This window comes from Acinetobacter psychrotolerans (assembly GCF_048552595.1).
In the GTDB taxonomy this organism is placed as follows: Bacteria; Pseudomonadota; Gammaproteobacteria; order Pseudomonadales; family Moraxellaceae; genus Acinetobacter.
Window position 1 is genome coordinate 46,351 of the sequence record NZ_JBIMDK010000011.1, and the last position, 19,268, is coordinate 65,618.

General features: G+C 38.1%; 18 protein-coding genes, 6 tRNA genes and 1 other RNA gene. 11 read left to right on the plus strand and 14 right to left on the minus strand.

The genetic code is table 11. From position 1 onward, the window contains the following. From rplY to ACG94X_RS10955, 9 genes are all read right to left on the minus strand, one after another. Window positions 1-297 (minus strand): 50S ribosomal protein L25, encoded by a 297-nt coding sequence (gene rplY / locus ACG94X_RS10915; protein ID WP_419383756.1) that lies wholly within the window; start codon window positions 295-297, stop codon window positions 1-3. Between the two features lie 99 nt (window positions 298-396). Continuing rightward, on the minus strand, window positions 397-1,350 hold the full coding sequence (locus tag ACG94X_RS10920; RefSeq protein ID WP_419383757.1) for a ribose-phosphate pyrophosphokinase: 954 nt from the start codon (window positions 1,348-1,350) through the stop codon (window positions 397-399). A 36-nt stretch (window positions 1,351-1,386) separates the two neighbouring features. Then, window positions 1,387-1,461 (minus strand) — tRNA-Gln (locus ACG94X_RS10925). A gap of 91 nt (window positions 1,462-1,552) precedes the next feature. After that, window positions 1,553-1,627, minus strand: a tRNA-Gln gene (locus ACG94X_RS10930). A 31-nt stretch (window positions 1,628-1,658) separates the two neighbouring features. Next, window positions 1,659-1,733, minus strand: a tRNA-Gln gene (locus ACG94X_RS10935). 38 nt (window positions 1,734-1,771) lie between these two features. Beyond that, a tRNA-Gln gene (locus ACG94X_RS10940) sits at window positions 1,772-1,846 on the minus strand. A gap of 4 nt (window positions 1,847-1,850) precedes the next feature. Then, on the minus strand, window positions 1,851-2,678 hold the full coding sequence (gene ispE, locus ACG94X_RS10945) for a 4-(cytidine 5'-diphospho)-2-C-methyl-D-erythritol kinase (RefSeq protein ID WP_419383807.1): 828 nt from the start codon (window positions 2,676-2,678) through the stop codon (window positions 1,851-1,853). Window positions 2,679-2,755: 77 nt separating this feature from the next. Further along, window positions 2,756-3,361, minus strand: a complete 606-nt coding sequence (lolB, locus tag ACG94X_RS10950; RefSeq protein WP_419383758.1) for a lipoprotein insertase outer membrane protein LolB — start codon at window positions 3,359-3,361, stop codon at window positions 2,756-2,758. A gap of 8 nt (window positions 3,362-3,369) precedes the next feature. Continuing rightward, complete coding sequence (locus tag ACG94X_RS10955; RefSeq protein ID WP_419383759.1) at window positions 3,370-5,082, minus strand: tetratricopeptide repeat protein; 1,713 nt, start codon at window positions 5,080-5,082, stop codon at window positions 3,370-3,372. Between the two features lie 80 nt (window positions 5,083-5,162). Here ACG94X_RS10955 and hemA point away from each other — a divergent pair, with 80 nt between their 5' ends. After that, window positions 5,163-6,452 carry a glutamyl-tRNA reductase gene (gene hemA, locus ACG94X_RS10960; RefSeq protein ID WP_419383760.1) on the plus strand — a complete coding sequence of 430 codons (1,290 nt, stop codon included), beginning with the start codon at window positions 5,163-5,165 and terminating at the stop codon, window positions 6,450-6,452. 70 nt (window positions 6,453-6,522) lie between these two features. Next, window positions 6,523-6,933, plus strand: coding sequence for an Imm44 family immunity protein (locus ACG94X_RS10965; RefSeq protein ID WP_419383761.1), 411 nt, complete (start codon window positions 6,523-6,525; stop codon window positions 6,931-6,933). Window positions 6,934-7,120: 187 nt separating this feature from the next. Here ACG94X_RS10965 and ACG94X_RS10970 read toward each other — a convergent pair whose 3' ends face one another. After that, window positions 7,121-9,049, minus strand: coding sequence for a DNA primase (locus tag ACG94X_RS10970; RefSeq protein WP_419383762.1), 1,929 nt, complete (start codon window positions 9,047-9,049; stop codon window positions 7,121-7,123). Window positions 9,050-9,206: 157 nt separating this feature from the next. Further along, window positions 9,207-10,244, minus strand: coding sequence for an outer membrane protein assembly factor BamD (locus ACG94X_RS10975; protein WP_419383763.1), 1,038 nt, complete (start codon window positions 10,242-10,244; stop codon window positions 9,207-9,209). Window positions 10,245-10,315: 71 nt separating this feature from the next. Here ACG94X_RS10975 and rluD point away from each other — a divergent pair, with 71 nt between their 5' ends. From rluD to ACG94X_RS10995, 4 genes are all read left to right on the plus strand, one after another. Continuing rightward, entirely contained in the window at window positions 10,316-11,368 is a 1,053-nt protein-coding gene (rluD, locus tag ACG94X_RS10980) for a 23S rRNA pseudouridine(1911/1915/1917) synthase RluD (protein WP_419383764.1), read from the plus strand. A gap of 24 nt (window positions 11,369-11,392) precedes the next feature. Next, entirely contained in the window at window positions 11,393-12,136 is a 744-nt protein-coding gene (gene pgeF / locus ACG94X_RS10985) for a peptidoglycan editing factor PgeF (RefSeq protein WP_419383765.1), read from the plus strand. A gap of 163 nt (window positions 12,137-12,299) precedes the next feature. Then, window positions 12,300-12,851, plus strand: a complete 552-nt coding sequence (locus ACG94X_RS10990) for a flavodoxin family protein (protein ID WP_419383766.1) — start codon at window positions 12,300-12,302, stop codon at window positions 12,849-12,851. Between the two features lie 289 nt (window positions 12,852-13,140). After that, window positions 13,141-14,433, plus strand: coding sequence for a hypothetical protein (locus ACG94X_RS10995; RefSeq protein WP_419383767.1), 1,293 nt, complete (start codon window positions 13,141-13,143; stop codon window positions 14,431-14,433). 58 nt (window positions 14,434-14,491) lie between these two features. On the opposite strand, the gene smpB is transcribed toward ACG94X_RS10995, so the two are convergent. Next, window positions 14,492-14,968, minus strand: a complete 477-nt coding sequence (gene smpB / locus ACG94X_RS11000) for an SsrA-binding protein SmpB (protein ID WP_419383768.1) — start codon at window positions 14,966-14,968, stop codon at window positions 14,492-14,494. A gap of 160 nt (window positions 14,969-15,128) precedes the next feature. On the opposite strand from smpB, the gene coaD reads away from it, so the two are divergent. From coaD to ACG94X_RS11020, 4 genes are all read left to right on the plus strand, one after another. Then, entirely contained in the window at window positions 15,129-15,620 is a 492-nt protein-coding gene (gene coaD / locus ACG94X_RS11005; protein WP_419383769.1) for a pantetheine-phosphate adenylyltransferase, read from the plus strand. Between the two features lies 1 nt (window position 15,621). Beyond that, a complete protein-coding gene (locus ACG94X_RS11010; protein ID WP_419383770.1) occupies window positions 15,622-15,885 on the plus strand; it encodes a YfhL family 4Fe-4S dicluster ferredoxin in 264 nt (87 codons plus the stop codon). Window positions 15,886-15,911: 26 nt separating this feature from the next. Beyond that, an RNA gene (rnpB, locus tag ACG94X_RS11015) (RNase P RNA component class A) lies at window positions 15,912-16,287 on the plus strand. Window positions 16,288-16,349: 62 nt separating this feature from the next. Continuing rightward, window positions 16,350-16,426 (plus strand) — tRNA-Met (locus ACG94X_RS11020). 58 nt (window positions 16,427-16,484) lie between these two features. Here ACG94X_RS11020 and ACG94X_RS11025 read toward each other — a convergent pair. Further along, window positions 16,485-17,030 (minus strand): hypothetical protein, encoded by a 546-nt coding sequence (locus ACG94X_RS11025; RefSeq protein ID WP_419383771.1) that lies wholly within the window; start codon window positions 17,028-17,030, stop codon window positions 16,485-16,487. A gap of 108 nt (window positions 17,031-17,138) precedes the next feature. Continuing rightward, a tRNA-Leu gene (locus ACG94X_RS11030) sits at window positions 17,139-17,224 on the minus strand. 216 nt (window positions 17,225-17,440) lie between these two features. On the opposite strand from ACG94X_RS11030, the gene ACG94X_RS11035 reads away from it, so the two are divergent. Next, window positions 17,441-19,207: an alkaline phosphatase D family protein gene (locus ACG94X_RS11035; protein ID WP_419383772.1), complete on the plus strand. Its 1,767-nt coding sequence runs from the start codon at window positions 17,441-17,443 to the stop codon at window positions 19,205-19,207. Window positions 19,208-19,268: the final 61 nt, after the last annotated feature.

The following is a 19,268-nucleotide window of genomic DNA, read 5'->3' on the forward strand; positions in this document are numbered from 1 at the left end:
TTATGCGCGTACAAAGTCAGCGTGCAGAGGTGTGTTTTTAGCTGGGTGACGTTGTAAAGCTTGGATTTTAACGCTTTCAGCTTTGCCGTCGATGTTTACTTCAATAACTTCTTCAAAAAAAGCATTGTTTTCTAAAGCTTTTACAAGTTCACGAAGTTCTAAAGTAACCGCTACAGGTTCAGCAGCACCACCATAGATGATTGCTGGAACTTTGTTTTGAAGACGAAGGCGGCGGCTCGAACCTTTCCCTTGAACTGCTTCTTCACGTGCTACTGCATTTAATACGAAGTTTGCCATGATAGACATTCCTAATTTAAGTTAATTGACCATACCTTCGACCGGTCTGGTGATATAAAGCCCTACCAGAGGGCAGGGCTTTTAAAATTTAGCGTTAGATTATAAGTAAGAATCAAACATCGCGCTAATAGATTCTTCGTTGTTAATACGACGAATTGTTTCTGCAACCATACTTGCTACAGAAACTTGACGAATCTTACCAAGTTTTAATGCTTCATCTGAAAGTGGAATTGTGTCAGTTACAACCAATTCATCAATTACAGAATTACGTAAGTTTTCTAAAGCTTTACCCGATAAAACTGGGTGAGTTGCATAAGCAATCACTTTGCGCGCACCAAAAGTTTTTAATGCGTCAGCAGCTTTACATAACGTACCAGCTGTATCCACCATATCATCAACAATGACACAGTCACGATCACGTACATCACCAATCAAATGCATCACTTGTGATTCATTTGCTTTTTGACGACGTTTATCGATGATTGCTAGATCGATATCACCCATTTGTTTAGCAACTGCACGTGCGCGAACTACACCGCCAACGTCAGGTGAAACCACCATTAAGTTGTGATGTTGTTGTTGACGAAGGTCAGCAAGCAAAACAGGTGTTCCGTAGATGTTATCTACAGGAATATCGAAGAAGCCTTGGATTTGGTCGGCATGTAGGTCAATCATGACAACACGGTCAATTCCCACGGTTGTAAGCATATCTGCAACAACTTTAGCGGTAATTGGAACACGAGTTGAACGTGGTCGACGGTCTTGACGAGCATAGCCAAAGTAAGGAATTACAGCGGTAATACGACCAGCACTTGCACGACGCAAAGCATCAGCCATTACTAAGATTTCCATAAGGTTATCGTTAGTAGGGGCACAAGTTGGTTGTACGATGAATACGTCTTTACCACGCACATTTTCAGTAATTTCGACAGTGATTTCACCATCTGAAAATTTACCTACAGCAGCAGCTCCCAAAGGGATGTGCAAGTGGCTAACGACTTTTTGGGCGAATTGTGGATGCGCAGATCCACTAAAAACGACAAGATTGGGCATGAAGCACCCTTGGCGGTTGGCAGATTTTAGAATATATGGCAGGGGCGGCTGGATTCGAACCAACGGATGCCGAGATCAAAACCCGGTGCCTTACCACTTGGCGACGCCCCTAATGCGGCAGAATTTTAGTGTTTTTATAACATTATGTCAAGGAAAATTGACAGGGAATGTAAATTACTATGTTCTGTCTTTTTTGATAGAATGGCAGGGGCGGCTGGATTCGAACCAACGGATGCCGAGATCAAAACCCGGTGCCTTACCACTTGGCGACGCCCCTAATGTGATATTGTGTTTTAGTTTACGTTTAATGGCAGGGGCGGCTGGATTCGAACCAACGGATGCCGAGATCAAAACCCGGTGCCTTACCACTTGGCGACGCCCCTAACGTGAAACTAAAACAAACATCTACAGATGAAAATGATGGCAGGGGCGGCTGGATTCGAACCAACGGATGCCGAGATCAAAACCCGGTGCCTTACCACTTGGCGACGCCCCTATCATTACACTTTAAAATAAATGAGTGGTGATTCTTTTAAACTATTCACAATGTAAGATTTACAGGGTGAATTCTTTAAAATTTCATCAATCTTCATATTTGAAGTGACTTCAACAAAAACACAAGCACCTGTACCTGTAAGTTTTGCAACACCGAACTGATCTAAATATTGCATTGCTTCATCTACTTTGGGATATAAACTTCTTGCGATTGGCTCAAAGTTATTTCTAAAATCAGATGGCTTAAGCTGATAGGCGCAAAATTTAGTAGGCTTAGTGTCTCTTGTCAATGTTTTTTGCGAAAAAAGCAGTTGAGTGCTGATAAAACAATCAGGTTTTAACACTATGTATTGTTTTTGATCTAAGTCTATGAATGTTAAATGTTCACCTATTCCTTCCGCCCATGCATTACGTCCATGTACAAAAATAGGTACATCTGCACCCAATTTCAGTCCTAACTCTGCAAGTTGTTCAGTATTTAATCCACATTGCCAAAGTTGGTTGAGTACAATCAGCGTCGTTGCGGCATTGGATGAACCACCGCCAAGCCCTGCACCCATGGGAATATTTTTTTCGATGCGAATATTCAGCCCAGTGACGTGCCTTGTAAAGGGTTTAATCATTTCAGCAGCTCTGAAAATCAGATTGTGCTGCAAATCGACGCTGTTTAATCCATCGATTGAAATGTCATGAACATCTGTTTGCTCAAATTCAAGCCAATCATACAAATCAATCAGTTGGAAAATACTTTGTAGCTCATGGTAGCCATTTTCACGCCGCCCAGTAATGTGCAAAAACAAATTTAACTTTGCAGGAGAGGGAACACGAATCATATTTTTGACTTTGTTTGCCATCGAGATATTCATTAACCAATCAATTATTTAACTCATAAAATTAATTCAAAAAAGAATTAACGGCTTTGGATAACCATTGTAATACGATTTTCCTTTCCATCTTCCAATTGTTGTTTCAAAATTAATTTATTTGGCAGTGTCGCAGCATCATCATAATTTAAAACAACATTCCAGCCATCTTCATTAATTTCGGTAATGCGTTTTACCGTATCTTGAGTGACTTGTGCTGTTGTTGTCGCAGGATGTGCTTGTATCCAAGAGACAATATGAGTGATGGGGGCGACCCAACCTGTTGCTCTTTCTAAAAGTTCCTCAGGAGATTCAGCCGTTATTAGACCTGTTTTTGAGCTATTGAGGCTGACTTCACCAGACTTTCCGTGAATTATGGTTTTACCAATACCCAATGCACCATTGAGTTGGATGCTAAATTCGTCTTGGTTTTGTTCCCATATATAGAAAGCACTGCCTGATTGTTGTGGTGTTTTAACTCCAATTTTGCCAGACAAGTTAAATTGATTACTTGGTTTTTGTGTTGTTTGATCATCACTTGGTGCTGCGAGCGTCTGCGTCGGTTGAATCGGCTTTTTAACTTGCTGACAGCCTGTAAAGCCAAGACTGAGCGTTGCTGTGAGCGCAAAAATTATTTTTGGAAGATGTCGCATGAATCGTGTTAACTCTTTTTAGCGTGTTGGGGTAATAATAATGAATCTAATTGATTTAATTGCGGATCATTTGGATGATTTTGTTTGAGTTGTTGTAACACTTCATTAAATTCATTTAATGAACCTTGCATGTACAACGCTTTTGCATAACGCATGCCGATATTTATACTGTGGCTCAAATTATATGCTTTGGCAAAAATCTGTGAGGCAGTGTCAAAATCATTTTGTAAGAAGGTGATATAGCCTAAAGTATCTAAAATAGAAGCTTGTTCAGGTGCGTATTCAAGTGCATGTTCTGCATACTTGCGAGCTTCATCTAAACGTCTATTTTGTAACGCTAAAGTATAGGCGTAGGCATTTAAATATGTAGGGCTGTTTGGTTCTAAAATTAACAATTGTTTCAGTGCTTTATCTAGGCGATCGCGGTCTTCAAATGGGTCGAGAAGAAGTACTGCTGAATACAAAATTTCAGGGTCATCAGGCAAGTTTTTAACGGCTTCATTTAGCAGTCGAAGAGCCGCTTTTTTATTGTCCATGCGTTTTAAAATTTCAGCCTGAGCTTGGTATAAAAAACTTGCATGTTGTGGATAATTCACACGTTCTTGGGTTAAAAAGCGTAGCACATCATTGGTCTTGCCTTGACGCTCATAAATCGAGATCAAATTACGGCGTGACACAGTATATAAATTACCATCCACCAAACGATAATAGGCTTTTGCCGTTTCATCATTTTGTTTACGTTCTGCATTTACAGCCAGATAGAAATAAGCTTCATTTTGATAACGAGATGAATAGCGCAGTTCAACCAAATATTGTTCAGCTTGATCAAACTTTTTTAAATCAATAGCTGTTAAACCAGCAATAAATAAAGCTTCTTCTGCATCTGGCCAGTTTTTAATGACCTTGATCAGCTTGTCTAAAGCCAGTTCATTTTGATGAACTTTGATTAAATATTTCACCTCAGCCAAATGAATATCTAAGTTAAATTTATTCTTTGTACTACTACGCTCATACCAATTCAGCGTGTCTTCTTGGTTGCCTAAAGCCTCGAGTAAGTTGGCTTTCATTAAGATAAAACCTGTGACTTTAGGGCGTTTACGCAATGCCTTATTCACAGTTTTTAATGCTTGCTCAATCTCATCGTTTTGCGCTTCAAGCCCAGCGATGAGGATCAATACCGATGGATTGTCTTTTTCCTTACTGGTGCTGAGTGTGCTGAGTAAACTTTGGCGATCCTCTTCAGATTCTGGTGAAATTCCCTCTAGAATTTTTTCTAAATCTGCATTGGGATCAATATTTAAAATACTGTCGAGCGTTTCTGCTGCTAATTCATATTCATGTGATTTTAATGCGATATGCGCCAAATAAAATTTAGCAGGTACATCTTCAGGCTCTTGAACCACCCAATGTGTTGCAATGTCTAAAGCCGCTTGTAAATCATTTTGTTCAATCGCAATATTTAAAGCACGTTGTTTGACCGTGGTTGAATTACTGCGAATCGCAAGTACAGTGTAGTTATGTAGGGCGGTTGCAGTATCATGATTTGCCAGTGAAAATTCGGCAATCATACTTTGCTTTAATGCTTGGGTATTATATTTAGCATGATAAAATTCTCCAGATGCTCTAATATGAGCACTAGAAGCCATGCTACCCACAAGTAAGAATGTGGTAGAATATTGCTTAATTGTCGTGCCGTTTATACGGCTGTTTATTTGACGCAATTTTTTTCCGAATCCAAGTAATGCTTTTTATGACACCGTTATTGCACAATAGCATAAATTTAGCGAAATGATGATCTGATATGTCTTTCTTTGCATTGGGTGTCAACCATCAAACAGCTTCTGTAGAATTGCGAGAACAAGTGGCTTTTAATCCTGAACGGTTGAAAGAGCTATTTGCAACACAAAGCCATCACCAATATTTAAATGATATGGTCGTGGTTTCAACGTGTAATCGTACTGAAGTATATGCCATGGCAGAAAATGCTGACATGGTATTAAATTGGCTCGCCCAAACCAATGGCATTGATGTAAAACAATTATCAAATCATGTCTATCGCTATGAAAATACCGATGCCGTTTCCCATCTCATGCGTGTTGCAAGTGGATTAGATTCGTTGATGTTGGGCGAACCACAAATTCTCGGTCAGGTTAAAACAGCACTGGTTTTAGCCAAAGATGCTGAAATCGTGTCGCAAAATTTAAATCAAATTTTTGAATATGTTTTTTATGCAGCTAAACGTGTACGCTCTGAAACAGCAGTAGGAAGTCATGCAGTTTCAATGGGTTATTCTGTCGCTCAGCTTGCCTTACAAGTTTTTAGTCAGCCGAATAAACTGACTATTATGGTTGTCGCCGCAGGTGAAATGAACAGTTTAGTGGCGAAACATTTGGCAGAGATGGGTGTTGCAAAAATTTTAATCTGCAACCGTAGCATAGAGCGAGCAGAACAATTAGCACAAGACATTGCACATCGGGTCGATGTCGAAATCATTCCATTCACAGAGCTTGCAGAAAACTTATATCGTGCAGATGTCATTTCCAGTTGCACGGGGAGTTTGCATCAAGTTATTGCATATAAAGATGTCAAAGCTGCTTTAAAGAAACGTCGTTATAAACAAATGTTAATGGTTGATTTGGCTGTTCCTCGTGATATTGATCCCAAAGTTGAAAGCTTGGATGGCGTGTATTTATATGGTGTTGATGACCTGCAAAGTGTGATTGATGAGAATTTAGCGCAACGTCGTCAAGCTGCTGTAGAAGCTGAAGTGATGGTCAATCAATTGGTCACACAATTGGTCACGCAGCAGAAAATTAAAGATGCAGGGAGCACTATTCAACAGTTCCGTGAACATGGCGAGGAACAGCGTCAGGTTGAATTATCACAAGCTTTGGAACGTATTCAGTCGGGTGAAGATATGAAGCACGTTATGGAAGATTTTGCCCATCGCTTAACGCAGAAATTATTACATCCTACTTCGATGTTGTTACGCCAAGCAGCACAAGAAGATGATCCTACCCATTTCGAGTGGTTAAAAGAAAATATTCAGGATATTTTTGGGCATGAAAGAAAACCTAAGAATCTTAAATAATTAAAAAACTATGTTTTCACCTCTTGTGATGAGGTTAGCCTTTCCTATATTAAAAATAGTGAAAAATAATATGTTGAAATTTTTTGTTACGTCAGATACCAATGCTGAAACAGGTGTTGCAGAAGCTCGTCAAAAACTTATGAGTGAAGAATTCTATAAGTTTATTAATAATAATGATTATGGTGAGTCTGTAGCTTGTTTGGCTATTATATTTATGTGCCGATCACCAGAACTAGATTTTAAACGGCGGTTACGTTTTTCAAAAAAAGATAAAATTTTATTTTTTGATATCATGTTGGACTATTATAAATTTGTTAACTTTACACAAGAACAACGTATTTCTGAACTATGTGAACAACTATTATCAGAAATACCATTTGTTGTAAAAAAGTATCGCTTCGAAAATTTTAATTCAGATAAACTTATGAGTAATTTAATAAATTGGTTTGAAATGAATAATTTGATTGCTCGGAACGAGTAATGTTAGATATCGCTTCAAATTTAAAGTTTATTCAAAATGGAGTTTTTTTTATTTAAAAATAAAGGGGATAGGCAGAGTACTTTTATTCTAATCCGCTTACTGAGCCATATACAGTACAAGAAAAGAGGCCCTCAAAGTTATTTTCACTATCAGTTAATCATTATATTGGGTTTTTGTAAAATTTGAATCAACTATGCAATAGCTTCAAGCCAATTTGCTTGGTCAACTCATTCAGTTGTTTGCGTAAATTACGTGACTCACTCAATGAAGTGGGGGATTTAAGTTTCTGTTTTAAATATTTTTCTTGTAGGGCTAATGAATATTCAGAAGCCAACTTATCTGCCATTTCAGGCGCTTCGGTTAAAGCCTGAATATTGGTGCGTTGCATAATTTCAGACAATTCCAAGTGATATGCTGCACAAGCCCCTAAAATATAATAAGTCGCCAACTCTTGATCATCTGGTAATTCATCAAAAATACGATCAAAAATTGCAAGAATTTGCGCCAATAATTCATTTGGATGAATAAATGCGCGCAATACTTCAAAATGAATATATAAGAAGGGATGTTGCATTAAAATTGCGACAGCAAAGTCTTCATCTTTGGTGCGGATATTAAATGAAAGTGAAGCATCCAAACTTATTTGAGGCTGCCATTTTTTATTAAAACCTAATTTTTCTTTAAAAAATTGTCTTAATAAATAACGGTATGAGCCTTGTTTGGGGAGTAGTTCAGTCAGTTGATTCAATTCGGCCATTACCTGACTTTTACCTTCAGGTGTACCAATTTCGTAATTTTGACTCAATAATGCAAAGACAAAATCAGACAATAACGGCGACTGTTGCCATAAGCGATTAAAGGTTTCTAAGCCTTCTTTACGAATGAGTGAGTCTGGATCATGTTCTTTAGGTAGAACAAAAAATTTCAATTCACGACCATCATTTAACAAAGGCAGGGCAATTTCTAAGGTACGACGTGCAGCTTTTTGGCCTGCTGTATCACCATCAAAGGCAATCGTAATTTGATTATTCTGCTTAAATAAAATATTGAGATGGTCTGCATTACTTGCAGTTCCCAGTGTTGCTACTGCACCTGAAATACCGTTTTGTTGTAGGGCAATAACATCCATATAACCTTCAACCATGAGCCAATTTTGCGCTCGGTCTTTACGTCCTTCGTATAAGCCGTAAAGCAGTTGGTTTTTATGGAATACTTCGGAATCTGGCGAGTTGATGTATTTGGGTTTAATTTCATCATTCAGCGCACGACCACCGAAACCGACGACACGACCTTTACTATCACGAATTGGAAAAATGACACGATCACGTAATAAGTCAAAGTCACGTCCGCTATCGCTGGTACGGATTAAACCCAGTAATTTTAACCCTTCTACATCTTGTGGAAAGGCTTTTTCTAAATGCTGCCAATCTTCAGGCGCATAGCCTAAACGCCAATATTGAATGGTTTCAGCACTTAAACCACGATGTTTAAAGTAATGTTGAGCCGTTTTGCTATTGGGTAATTGTTTTTCAAAAAATTGGGCAATATTTTCCAATAAATCATAAAGATTGCCATCAGGTTGCGCTTGTTCAAAATGGGTATTATCAAATTGACTATGACCAAACTGATTATTTGTAAATTGAGTCGGATCGAAACTCTCAGGATCGGGATAGCTTTGAAATGCTTCAAATGGGTCAATATCAGCAGCTGAAGTTTGTTTTTTTTGCGTTTGAACATGCTGAGAATCTGCAACTTTAATTTCAGGCTTCGGTTGAGGCTTTGCAGATTCACGTTTATATGACAGTTTTTTATTGTCTTGATTATCTTTGGGCAGCTCGATACCTGCTTGGCTCGACAAGTCTTTCATCACATCGACAAAATTACGATTATCAATGTCCATTAAGAAGCGGATGGCATTCCCATTCGCTTGACAGCCAAAGCAGTGATAATACTGTTTATCTTGATAAACGTGAAAAGATGGCGATTTTTCCTGATGAAAAGGGCAGCAACCTGAATAGGTACGACCTGTTTTTTTCAATTTCACACGTTGACCAATGAGATCGACAATATCTGTACGATCTAAAATTTGATCAATGGTGTGCTGAGGAATTGCCATAAAACTGAGCCAAACAAAAATAAAAAAAGGATGGCGTAAAGTGTACCTTAGTTTGAAATTGAAAAGTTTGAAATTGAAAATATCTAAGCATAAAAAAAGACGGGTAAAAACCCGTCTTCATTTGCCATAATCAATACAGCACTTATTTTTTAATCAATCATTGTTTACGTTGACTATCATAAAGACTTTCATCTGCACGTGCAGGCTCATGAGAAACTTCACGGTCTGAACGATCCAGTATGCCAAAGCTTAATTTGTTCAATAAACTTGATTTCTGCTCTGTCGATTGAGCATTTTTCTCGACAGTATTTTGAGATTCTGATGAGCTAATATCGGCTTTATCACTACGTCCAACGATACCCAATGTCACACGGTTTACCCAACTTGCTTCACGACGTGCAGCACGTAAATTAACTTCACCGTTTGATTTCACTAAATGAGGGTAATTGAGTTTCAATATTTCTATATATTGCTGTGAAGTCGCTTTATCGCCTAATTTGTCATAGCCATAAGCCATTGTTGCTAAAGCTTCTGGAACTTGAGGCGTTTGAGGGAAATGTTCAATAATCCACTGTGAGCGTTCAACCGCAGCTAAATAGGCTTTACGTTTGATATTAAAACGAGCCGCGTTCATTTCACTTTCAGCCAATTCTTGCCCAATAAATTTCATACGCTGTGCAGCATCGACAGAATATTGGCTTGAAGGGAAGCGACGAATAAGATCGACAAAGTTTTGGTAAGCAACTTTTAAATAACCGACATCACGATGCGATTGTTTTAATGAAGTGTAACGTAGCAAACTGTCATAGTTTTGCTCCATATTCGATACACCACGAATATAGTAAACATAATCTAAATTTGGATGTTGTGGATTTAAACGGATAAAGCGATCTGCTAGTGCAAGCGTCCCTTCGTAGTCCTTTTGCTTAAATTTTGTATACAGTAATTCAAGTTGAGCTTGCTGTGCATATTGTCCTGTTGGGAAATAGGTATCCATTTCCTCTAATGCTTTAGCAGCATCGCCATATTGCCCACGGTCTAAGGATTTCATCGCATTATTGTAATAAGTCTGCTCATTTGATTTAGGGCCTGTATCGACAACATCCTTCTTCGGATTGCTGCTACAGCCTACAAATGCAGTTGCTAAGCCTACAGTTAAAGCAAGCATTGTGACTTTATAACGTGGTAGCGACATAAAAATTCCTCTGTTTATACGGGCAATAGGCTACAATTGCGCTATTAAACCACTTTTGTCCGAATGAGCAAATGACTTCAGCACACTCTTCTAATTCCGATCCCTCAGAAAACGATTTCAATTTACTTGAAGATTCTGAGGATGCAGATAATCATAATTCTGCGCCAACTGCAACACGTTTATCGTTGCAATTTCAACTGGATGACAGCTATTTAGGGTTACGTATTGACCAAGTTGCTGCAATAGTTTGGAGCGATTTTTCACGCGAAAAACTCAAGCAGTGGATGAAGGATGGTCATTTGTTGGTAAATGGTAACACCGTCAAACCAAAGTATAAATGCGAAGGCAATGAAATGTTGACCTTAGAAGTTGAACTTGAAGTTCAAACTACAGCGCAGCCTGAAAATATTCCTTTAGATATCATCTATGAAGATGATGATATTATGGTGATTAACAAGCCAGTCGGTATGGTTGTTCATCCAGGAGCCGGTAATCCGAGTGGAACACTGGTCAATGCTTTGTTGCACCATTATCCAAAATCTGCAGAACTAACTCGTGCAGGTTTAGTGCATCGTATCGATAAAGATACCAGTGGCTTATTGGTTGTTGCAAAAAATCTTGAAGCACAGTTTTCACTAAGCAAGCAATTGGCTAAAAAAACGGTATATCGAATTTATGATTTGATTTGCTATGGCACCATCATCGCAGGTGGAAAAATTGATGAGCCAATCAAACGTCATCCTGTAGATCGTGTGAAAATGGCAATTTTACCGGGCGGACGTGATGCAGTAACGCATTACAATGTGAAAGAGCGTTTCCAACATTTCACACGTGTACAAGCGCAGCTAGAAACAGGGCGTACTCATCAGATTCGTATCCATTTCACTTATATTGGTTTCCCTTTGGTGGGCGATCCTGTTTATGTGAGCCGTGTCAAAGTGCCTGCTGGTGCTTCTGAATTGCTAGGTACGACATTACGCAGTTTTAAACGCCAAGCCTTACATGCAACAAAATTGGGCTTAACTCACCCACGTTCAGGTGAAGAAATGATGTTTGAAGCGCCATGGGCAGATGATTTTATTGCATTATTAGAAATTTTACGTTCTGAAAATAAAGCCTATTAATTGACGCAAAGGATTCGAATTTACATGCAATTTGTTCAAGGATTACCGCAAGGTATTTATGTCGGACAGACACATATACAACACACAAAGGCTTTGCCATCGGGAAAGCCTGAGCTTGATGGTTTTAACTTAGCATTGCATGTAAATGACGATCCGCAACGAGTGCAGCAACATCGCATGATTTTATTGGATGAGTTTTCACAATTCGGTGTCAATAAAATTACATGGATGACGCAAACCCATAGCACAATTTGCCATACCATTAATGATGAGATAACCTTTGAAGCGCTTATTGGTGATGGTTTAATCACACAAAAGCAAGGTCATGCTTTAATGATGATGACGGCAGATTGTTTGCCTGTGGTTTTGGGGAGTGCTGATGGTACTGAAATTGCCAATTTACATGCAGGTTGGCGTGGTTTAGCAGGAGGGATTATTGAAAATACGATTATTCAAATGCAGACCCAACCGACTTGGGCATGGTTAGGTGCAGCAATTTCACAGCCTTGCTTTGAAATTGGTACAGAAGTAAAAGACGCATTTTGTTCGAAATATACTGAATTAGAAACAGCATTTAAACGTGCTGAACAAGCAGGTAAATATTACGCAGATTTATATGCGATTGCACGCTACGTTCTCAAACAACACGGTATAGAAACTGTGCTTGGAGGAGACCAATGTTCATACTCGCAAGATCAAGATTTTTATTCATACCGCCGTCATGCTAAAACTGGACGGATGGCGACTTTTGTATTTATGCAAAAATAAAAATAGAGCTATCTCAAAAAAGATCTATCTTGAAAAGAATCAATGATTGAAAGATGGATAATAATTTTTAAATATTTTGTATGAAAATTCCACATTTACAATAATCAGTTTTAAAACTGAATTAATGTTAAACTTGACTAAATTTGTTTGTTTTATATTTGATATGTCTTTATCTTCAAAATCTATTGCGATCGTCTACCACAGCCCTTTTGGTCATACTGCAAAAGTTGCAAGTTATATCGTACAAGGTGTTGAAAAAATAGGTGTAACCGTTCACAAAATGGATATCGGACATATAGATTGGGATGTTTTAGACCAAGCAGATGCCATAGTTTTTGGTTCGCCTACATATATGGGAAGTGTCACGGGTCCATTTAAAATGTTTATGGATTCAACCTCTCAGCGTTGGAAAAATCGTGATTGGCAAGGCAAGCTTGCTGCTGCATTTACCAATTCAGGTGGCTTAAGTGGCGATAAACTTGCTGTATTACAACAGATTAATCTCTTTGCCATGCAACATGGCATGTTGTGGACAGGTTTACCGTTGATGCCTACAGGGATCAAAGCGACTGATTTAAATCGTATGGCTGGTTATTTAGGGTTAATGACGCAGTCAGATAATGCCCCGATAGAAATTACGCCACCATCTGGTGATTTAGAAACAGCACTGTGGTTTGGAGAATATCTCGCATTGATGATCAATCGTATTCATTGATTTTTATCTTAAAGTTTTTTATTTCCAGTTGATAAAGCCTCCAATTTGGAGGTTTTTTATGCTCTAAAATATATTCATGTTCTATTTGTAACAATGATAAAAGTATTTTTTCGTCTTTATTATCTTGCTAATATCTTTGTATTGTTTTTATTATCTTATTAATATCTTTGTATTGTTAATTATAAATTACATAAAATATGACATATTTTGTATAAATATTATTTACTACTTGGTTGGTCTCGTTTATTGTTGCGAAAGGACTAAAATAAAATCATAAAAGGAAATTAGAATGGGATATAGTCCTTTATATAAAAAACAGGCAATACTGTCTTCATTATTGCTTTTTGTTTCGGTATGTTCTTCTGTGCATGCGATTGATTTAATAGAATTAAATGATCGTGAATTGTCTAATGTTAATGGTCAGGCATTGATGAGCTTGGGTTATATTGCGCCTAATGACTCAGTTAATAAGATGCAAGGGCAAGGTGTCGGTTTTTATAAGTTGGGCATAGAAGCAGAACTTGAGTTAAATGCCAATATTAAAAAACTGCAATTAGGTTGTGGTGGTGTGAATGGAGCAGGTGGTTGTGATATTGATATCGATAATCTGAGTCTTTCTGGTGTAGCAGATACGCGTGAAGGGCGGGTCAGTTCAAGTGCAAAATTAACCAATCCTTTTTTAGAGTTTGCGATAAAAAATCCAAATGCTGCCTCAACAAGAGAGATTGTTGGTCTACGTTTAAGTGCTGAAAAAGCTTTAGGAATGTTGACAACGGGTACTGAAAATAGTGTAACACCGAATGGTATCAATTCACTGAGTGGTTATATGAAAATTAAAGATACAACAGGTACGGGATACACTGCTGGAAGAAATATGACCTATGCTGACACTAAACAGTCAATTGATGGTAATGTTAAAACAAGTTTTTTATTTATTCCCATTACGTTGGGTTTTAAGTCTACAGACTACAATTTAGCTTTGGATTCAGCTAAAGCGGATATATTTATAAATGGGACAACTATTTCAGGACGTAGGCTTTCAAGTGCAAAATTAGATGGCTATGCAAATATTAATCAATTAAATTTTGGCGGGCAGTTGGGTGCTTCTTTAAATATTACGGGAGGGTTGCTGACTTTACAAAAACAAGTAACTGGTAATATAACTGGGTTAAAGGCAAATATTACAATCGAAGAAAATCTGGGTTTTATTCATAAAATTCCATTGGATAATCCATTTTCATTGTCGCTACAATCGCAAAATGTGTGGTGGCCTGGTGCAGCAGAAACAGCACAAAAGGGCTGGTGGATGGCATTTGAGGATACTATTGATATAGGAAGTGTGGTGCCAAGTAAAAAAATTGATATTACTAATGATGTTTTAAAACAAGTTGTAGGGCCAATCAGCACATATATTACCAATAACCCAGTAGCGTGCGAATTATTCGATTGTATAGGAGGGAGTGGTTTGGCTGTTGGAAATGTTAATCTTCCGAATACATCCGTAAACTTTCCTTTAAAAGATTTACAACTTGCAACTCAGGATTTCGCTCCCAACTGTTACGGCAGTCTGAAGTTCTGCTAATGCAGATGAAATATAAAAAAACCTCCAATTGGAGGTTTTATCATTTAAGCTCAATGCCTTATTTATGAAAAATACGTGCTTTATCACGTTGCCAGTCACGATCTTTCTCAGTTGCACGTTTATCGTGTAACTGTTTACCTTTTACCAAAGCAATCTCAAGTTTAGCCAAACGACCTTTCCAATAACATGCCAAAGGTACGCAGGTATAACCTTTTTGATTCATCGCTCCCATCAACTTTTCAAGTTCACGGCGAGACAATAATAATTTACGGGAGCGTGTCGCTTCGGGTACAACATGTGAGGAAGCTGTTAGCAGCGGCTGAATCTGGGCACCAAATAAATAAGCTTCATTATTTTTAAAGGTAATATAGCTTTCTGTAATCGTCATACGTCCAGCACGTAACGATTTCACTTCCCACCCTTGTAGTGAAAGACCTGCTTCAAATTTCTCTTCTACAAAATAATCGTGGCGCGCACGTTTATTCTGCGCAATTGTGCCACCATTATTTTTTTTTACCACAATGTTATTCGACATAATACACATTTTCCAAGAATGCCCTTATTTTGCCTCAAACTTGAGCGTAGGTGAAGTCATTTCATAATTAAAACCTGATTGTAAATGTCAGAGAGTTATTCGCTAATATTTAAGTTTTTGTTAAACTATATGCCTACATAACAAACTAGAGTACATATGGATGTCTAAAACTCGTGTCATCTATCCGGGAACTTTTGATCCAATTACCAATGGTCATGTCGATTTAGTCGCTAGAGCCGCAAGAATGTTTGATGAAGTTGTGGTGGCAATTGCCATTGGACATCACAAAAATCCAGTATTCTGTTTGGAAGAGCGTGTAGAGTTAGCGAAAATGTCGCTTAAACATTTACCTGGTATAGAGTTTGTCGGATTTGATGGACTGTTGGTCAACTTTGCCAGAGAGCAGAATGCAACTGCGGTGTTACGTGGTTTAAGAGCCGTTTCAGATTTTGAATATGAATTTCAGCTTGCAAATATGAACCGTCAGTTGGATCAACATTTTGAAACTGTATTTTTGACGCCATCGGAACAATTTTCATTTATTTCTTCAACAATGGTTCGGGAAATAGCACGATTAAAAGGTGATGTGAATAAGTTTGTGCCACCATGTGTGGTCGAAGCCTTTAATCGTAAGCATCAACAAGGTTGGTAAAGTGTCTTTAATAATCACCGATGAGTGCATCAACTGTGATGTATGTGAACCTGTATGTCCAAATGACGCAATTTACATGGGGGAGGAAATTTATGAAATTAATCCAAACTTATGTACAGAATGCGTTGGGCATCATGATCAACCGCAGTGTTCTCTCTATTGTCCAGTCGATTGTATTCCACTTGATCCAAATCATGTGGAAAGCCAAGATGAGCTCATGGAAAAATATAAAATACTAATTGCTCAAAAAAGCGCAAGCAATTAACTGGAAAGTTTGTTAGGATACGCCCCGAAGTGAGCCAGACGATCGCTGCTGTGTAGATCTCCGTGATTGAAACAGGGGAGGAAAGTCCGGGCTTCATAGGGCAGGGTGCCAGGTAACGCCTGGGCGGTGTAAACCGACGGCAAGTGCAGCAGAGAGTAGACCGCCTTCATATCGTTTCTTTTCGGAGAAATGGAAGGTAAGGGTGAAAGGGTGCGGTAAGAGCGCACCGCGTGTCTGGTAACAGTTCACGGCAAGGTAAACCCCACCAGAAGCAAGACCAAATAGGAATCCTGAGGCACGGCCCGTGCTGGATTCGGGTAGGTCGCTTGAGCGTATGAGTGATTGTACGCCTAGAGGAATGATCGTTCTCGACAGAACCCGGCTTATCGGCTCACTTCAATAAATTTTTTTAACAATCGCTTGACGTAGTGGTGTTTACAGCAGATAATGCGCCCACAGTTTAAGGCTATGTAGCTCAGTTGGTTAGAGCACCGCACTCATAATGCGGGGGTCACAGGTTCAAATCCCGTCATAGCCACCATTTTTATAGACCACGTTTCCAAAAACGTGGTCTTTTTTTATCTTGAATATTTAGAAATTTAATATTTGGCTTGTTTTATTTTAAGTGACCAAAAGATATTTTCACTTTTATCTCGAATCAGATTGCCTGAGATATGTTTTAAATCAAGAGTGGGTGAAATTTTACTCGAGCTGTGTACGCTTTGTTGTAACCAGTCTAGGTGTAGCTTGTGGCATCGATCAATATCATAATTTTCCCAAGATGAATAATCTTCATCTAAGTCCCTTAACTCAAAAGTGATGGAGGAAATTAAGCCTTGATGATTAAAATTGAATTGAGTTTTTATATTTAAATTAACTTTTATTACCAGATAAATTTGATTGAGTATTATTTTTACTGAATGCTTAGGGCTTAGTTTTTTATCTGGACGTTTTTTTAATATTTTGAGTTGTTGTTCAAATTCTTGAAATATATCAATGGATAAAGTACCCCCTAAATTTTGAAAGGTTATATTGGCTAGATTGAGTAAGATTTTAAAATCGGTAAAGGATGTGTGAAATGGAATTGAAATTTTATTGAAATTAAATGTCTTTAAATTATCATTAATATTAAATGTTTTAAGCATTGTTAAAATTCTTTTGATTGTTTATTTTTGGATAAATTCTAAATTCAGACATAAAAAAACCAGCATATCGCTGGAAATTTTATTGCACCATTTTAAGAAGTATTAAAATGGTGCCCGAGGCCAGACTCGAACTGGCACGCTTTGTGGGCGGGGGATTTTAAATCCCCTGTGTCTACCGATTTCACCACTCGGGCATGTGCGCAATAATATAGGACAGTTTTTTACTTGGCAAGGGGATTTATGTCGATTTGCTTTCTTTTCAATCAATTCATGTGTTTATGTTTGATAATGAAGCACTTTAAGTCGTCATATTGAAATATCTGTCATAATTTTTTCATAAATTTGAGATTAAACCGAAATATTCGTTCTTTAAATTGATTGAGTAAAAAACTTAGGGAAAATCAAATTTAATGAAAAAATCAATTTCACGCCGTGAACTTATTCAAAAGTCATTGCTTAGTTTTGGGGCATTATCTATACCTGTTTCATTGACTGCGTGTGGTAGTGATAATGAGGACTCAACAACACCGATGATAAAAGTAGAATTTTTACATGGTGTTGCTAGTGGTGATCCACTGAAAGATCGTGTAATTTTATGGACAAGAATCACACCACAAGATACGTCATTGCGATTGGAGGTAGTTTGGGAAATTGCAACAGACGATAAATTTACTCAAATTATAAATGCTGGAAAAGTACATACGTCTTCAGCGCAAGATTTTACTGTAAAAGTCGATGCAGATAAGTTGAAGTCAGGACAGAATTATTTCTATCGCTTTAAATTCGGTTCGGTTATTTCACCAGTCGGTCGCACGAAAACACTGCCCGAAACGACCAGTGCTGTGCAATTTGCTGTGTGCTCATGCTCGAATTATCCAGCGGGCTATTTTTATGTATATAAAGAAATGGCGAAACAAGACGTAGATGCAATCATCCATTTAGGCGATTACATTTATGAGTACGGCAAAGATGGTTATGCAACTGAAGATGCGACTCGATTAGGTCGTACTTTGCCAATTGATAATGATAAGGAAATTATCAAACTGGATGACTACCGTAAACGCTATGCGCTTTATCATACGGACTTAGACTTACAGGCTGCTCATTCACGGCATCCTTTTATTGTGATTTGGGATGATCATGAGCTCGCAAATGATGCTTGGAAAGATGGCGCTGAAAACCATCAAGCGAACGAAGGTCGTTTTTTGGATCGTAAATTAGCAGCATTACAAGCTTATTTTGAATGGATGCCTATTCGCCCAGTATCTGAAACTGATTATTTGAATATTTATCGCCAATTTGATTATGGTTCATTGGTGCAATTGACCATGTTAGATACTCGAATTTTGGCACGTGATCAGCAGCTTGAATATGCAAGTTATATGACTGCATCTGGACTCGATTTTGCAAAATTTCAAGCGGATTTAACCAGTAACACGCGTACATTGATGGGTTATACACAGCGAGATTGGTTGCAAAAGAAATTGGCACAATCTACAGCGACTTGGAATGTACTAGGTCAGCAAGTATTGATGTCAAAAATGTTAATCCCCGCAGAATTGTTATTATCACTTACTGCAATTACCAGTGGTCAGGCGACTGCTGAAGCTTTAGCGAAAATGAATCAACAAATCACAGAGCTGGTCACTTTAAAAGTGCGTTTACAAAAAGGTGATCCGACATTAACAGCGACCGAGAAAGCACGAGTTACTACAGTCGCACCCTATAATTTAGATGCATGGGATGGTTATTATTATGAACGTGAAGTGTTGTATGGCACTTTAAAAGCGCTCAATAAGAAAGTTGTAGTATTGGCAGGGGATACGCACAATGCGTGGGCTTCTGACTTACATACGCAATCTGGCGATCTTGTGGGAGTAGAGTTGGCTACTAGTTCTGTGTCATCACCAGGGATGGAAAAGTATTTAAATATCCCTTTGGCGCAATTACAACAATTTGAATTTGCATTTACGACTTTAATTGATGAATTGAACTATACCAATTTGAATCAGCGTGGCTATTTAAAAGTCAGCTTTACCGCACAGCAAGTTCAAGCAGATTGGATTTTTGTAAATAGCATTAAAGAAAAAACCTATACGGTTGATGGTACACGAGCATATCAGGTGGTTTTAGACCCTAAATTAGTTGTTATTAAACCTGTGCAGAAAAGTGCTTAGAGGTTTTCATCTGTTTTCGGTAACAAAAAACCAAGTAGTAATACTTGGTTTTTTGTATTTA

Bases quoted from the DNA above. Each gene is read 5' to 3' on its own strand.
- rplY (WP_419383756.1), bottom strand. From the start codon at position 297: ATGGCAAACTTCGTATTAAATGCAGTAGCACGTGAAGAAGCAGTTCAA.
- ACG94X_RS10920 (WP_419383757.1), bottom strand. From the start codon at position 1,350: ATGCCCAATCTTGTCGTTTTTAGTGGATCTGCGCATCCACAATTCGCC.
- ispE (WP_419383807.1), bottom strand. From the start codon at position 2,678: ATGATTCGTGTTCCCTCTCCTGCAAAGTTAAATTTGTTTTTGCACATT.
- lolB (WP_419383758.1), bottom strand. From the start codon at position 3,361: ATGCGACATCTTCCAAAAATAATTTTTGCGCTCACAGCAACGCTCAGT.
- hemA (WP_419383760.1), top strand. From the start codon at position 5,163: ATGTCTTTCTTTGCATTGGGTGTCAACCATCAAACAGCTTCTGTAGAA.
- ACG94X_RS10965 (WP_419383761.1), top strand. From the start codon at position 6,523: ATGTTGAAATTTTTTGTTACGTCAGATACCAATGCTGAAACAGGTGTT.
- ACG94X_RS10970 (WP_419383762.1), bottom strand. From the start codon at position 9,049: ATGGCAATTCCTCAGCACACCATTGATCAAATTTTAGATCGTACAGAT.
- ACG94X_RS10975 (WP_419383763.1), bottom strand. From the start codon at position 10,244: ATGTCGCTACCACGTTATAAAGTCACAATGCTTGCTTTAACTGTAGGC.
- rluD (WP_419383764.1), top strand. From the start codon at position 10,316: ATGACTTCAGCACACTCTTCTAATTCCGATCCCTCAGAAAACGATTTC.
- pgeF (WP_419383765.1), top strand. From the start codon at position 11,393: ATGCAATTTGTTCAAGGATTACCGCAAGGTATTTATGTCGGACAGACA.
- ACG94X_RS10990 (WP_419383766.1), top strand. From the start codon at position 12,300: ATGTCTTTATCTTCAAAATCTATTGCGATCGTCTACCACAGCCCTTTT.
- ACG94X_RS10995 (WP_419383767.1), top strand. From the start codon at position 13,141: ATGGGATATAGTCCTTTATATAAAAAACAGGCAATACTGTCTTCATTA.
- smpB (WP_419383768.1), bottom strand. From the start codon at position 14,968: ATGTCGAATAACATTGTGGTAAAAAAAAATAATGGTGGCACAATTGCG.
- coaD (WP_419383769.1), top strand. From the start codon at position 15,129: ATGTCTAAAACTCGTGTCATCTATCCGGGAACTTTTGATCCAATTACC.
- ACG94X_RS11025 (WP_419383771.1), bottom strand. From the start codon at position 17,030: ATGCTTAAAACATTTAATATTAATGATAATTTAAAGACATTTAATTTC.
- ACG94X_RS11035 (WP_419383772.1), top strand. From the start codon at position 17,441: ATGAAAAAATCAATTTCACGCCGTGAACTTATTCAAAAGTCATTGCTT.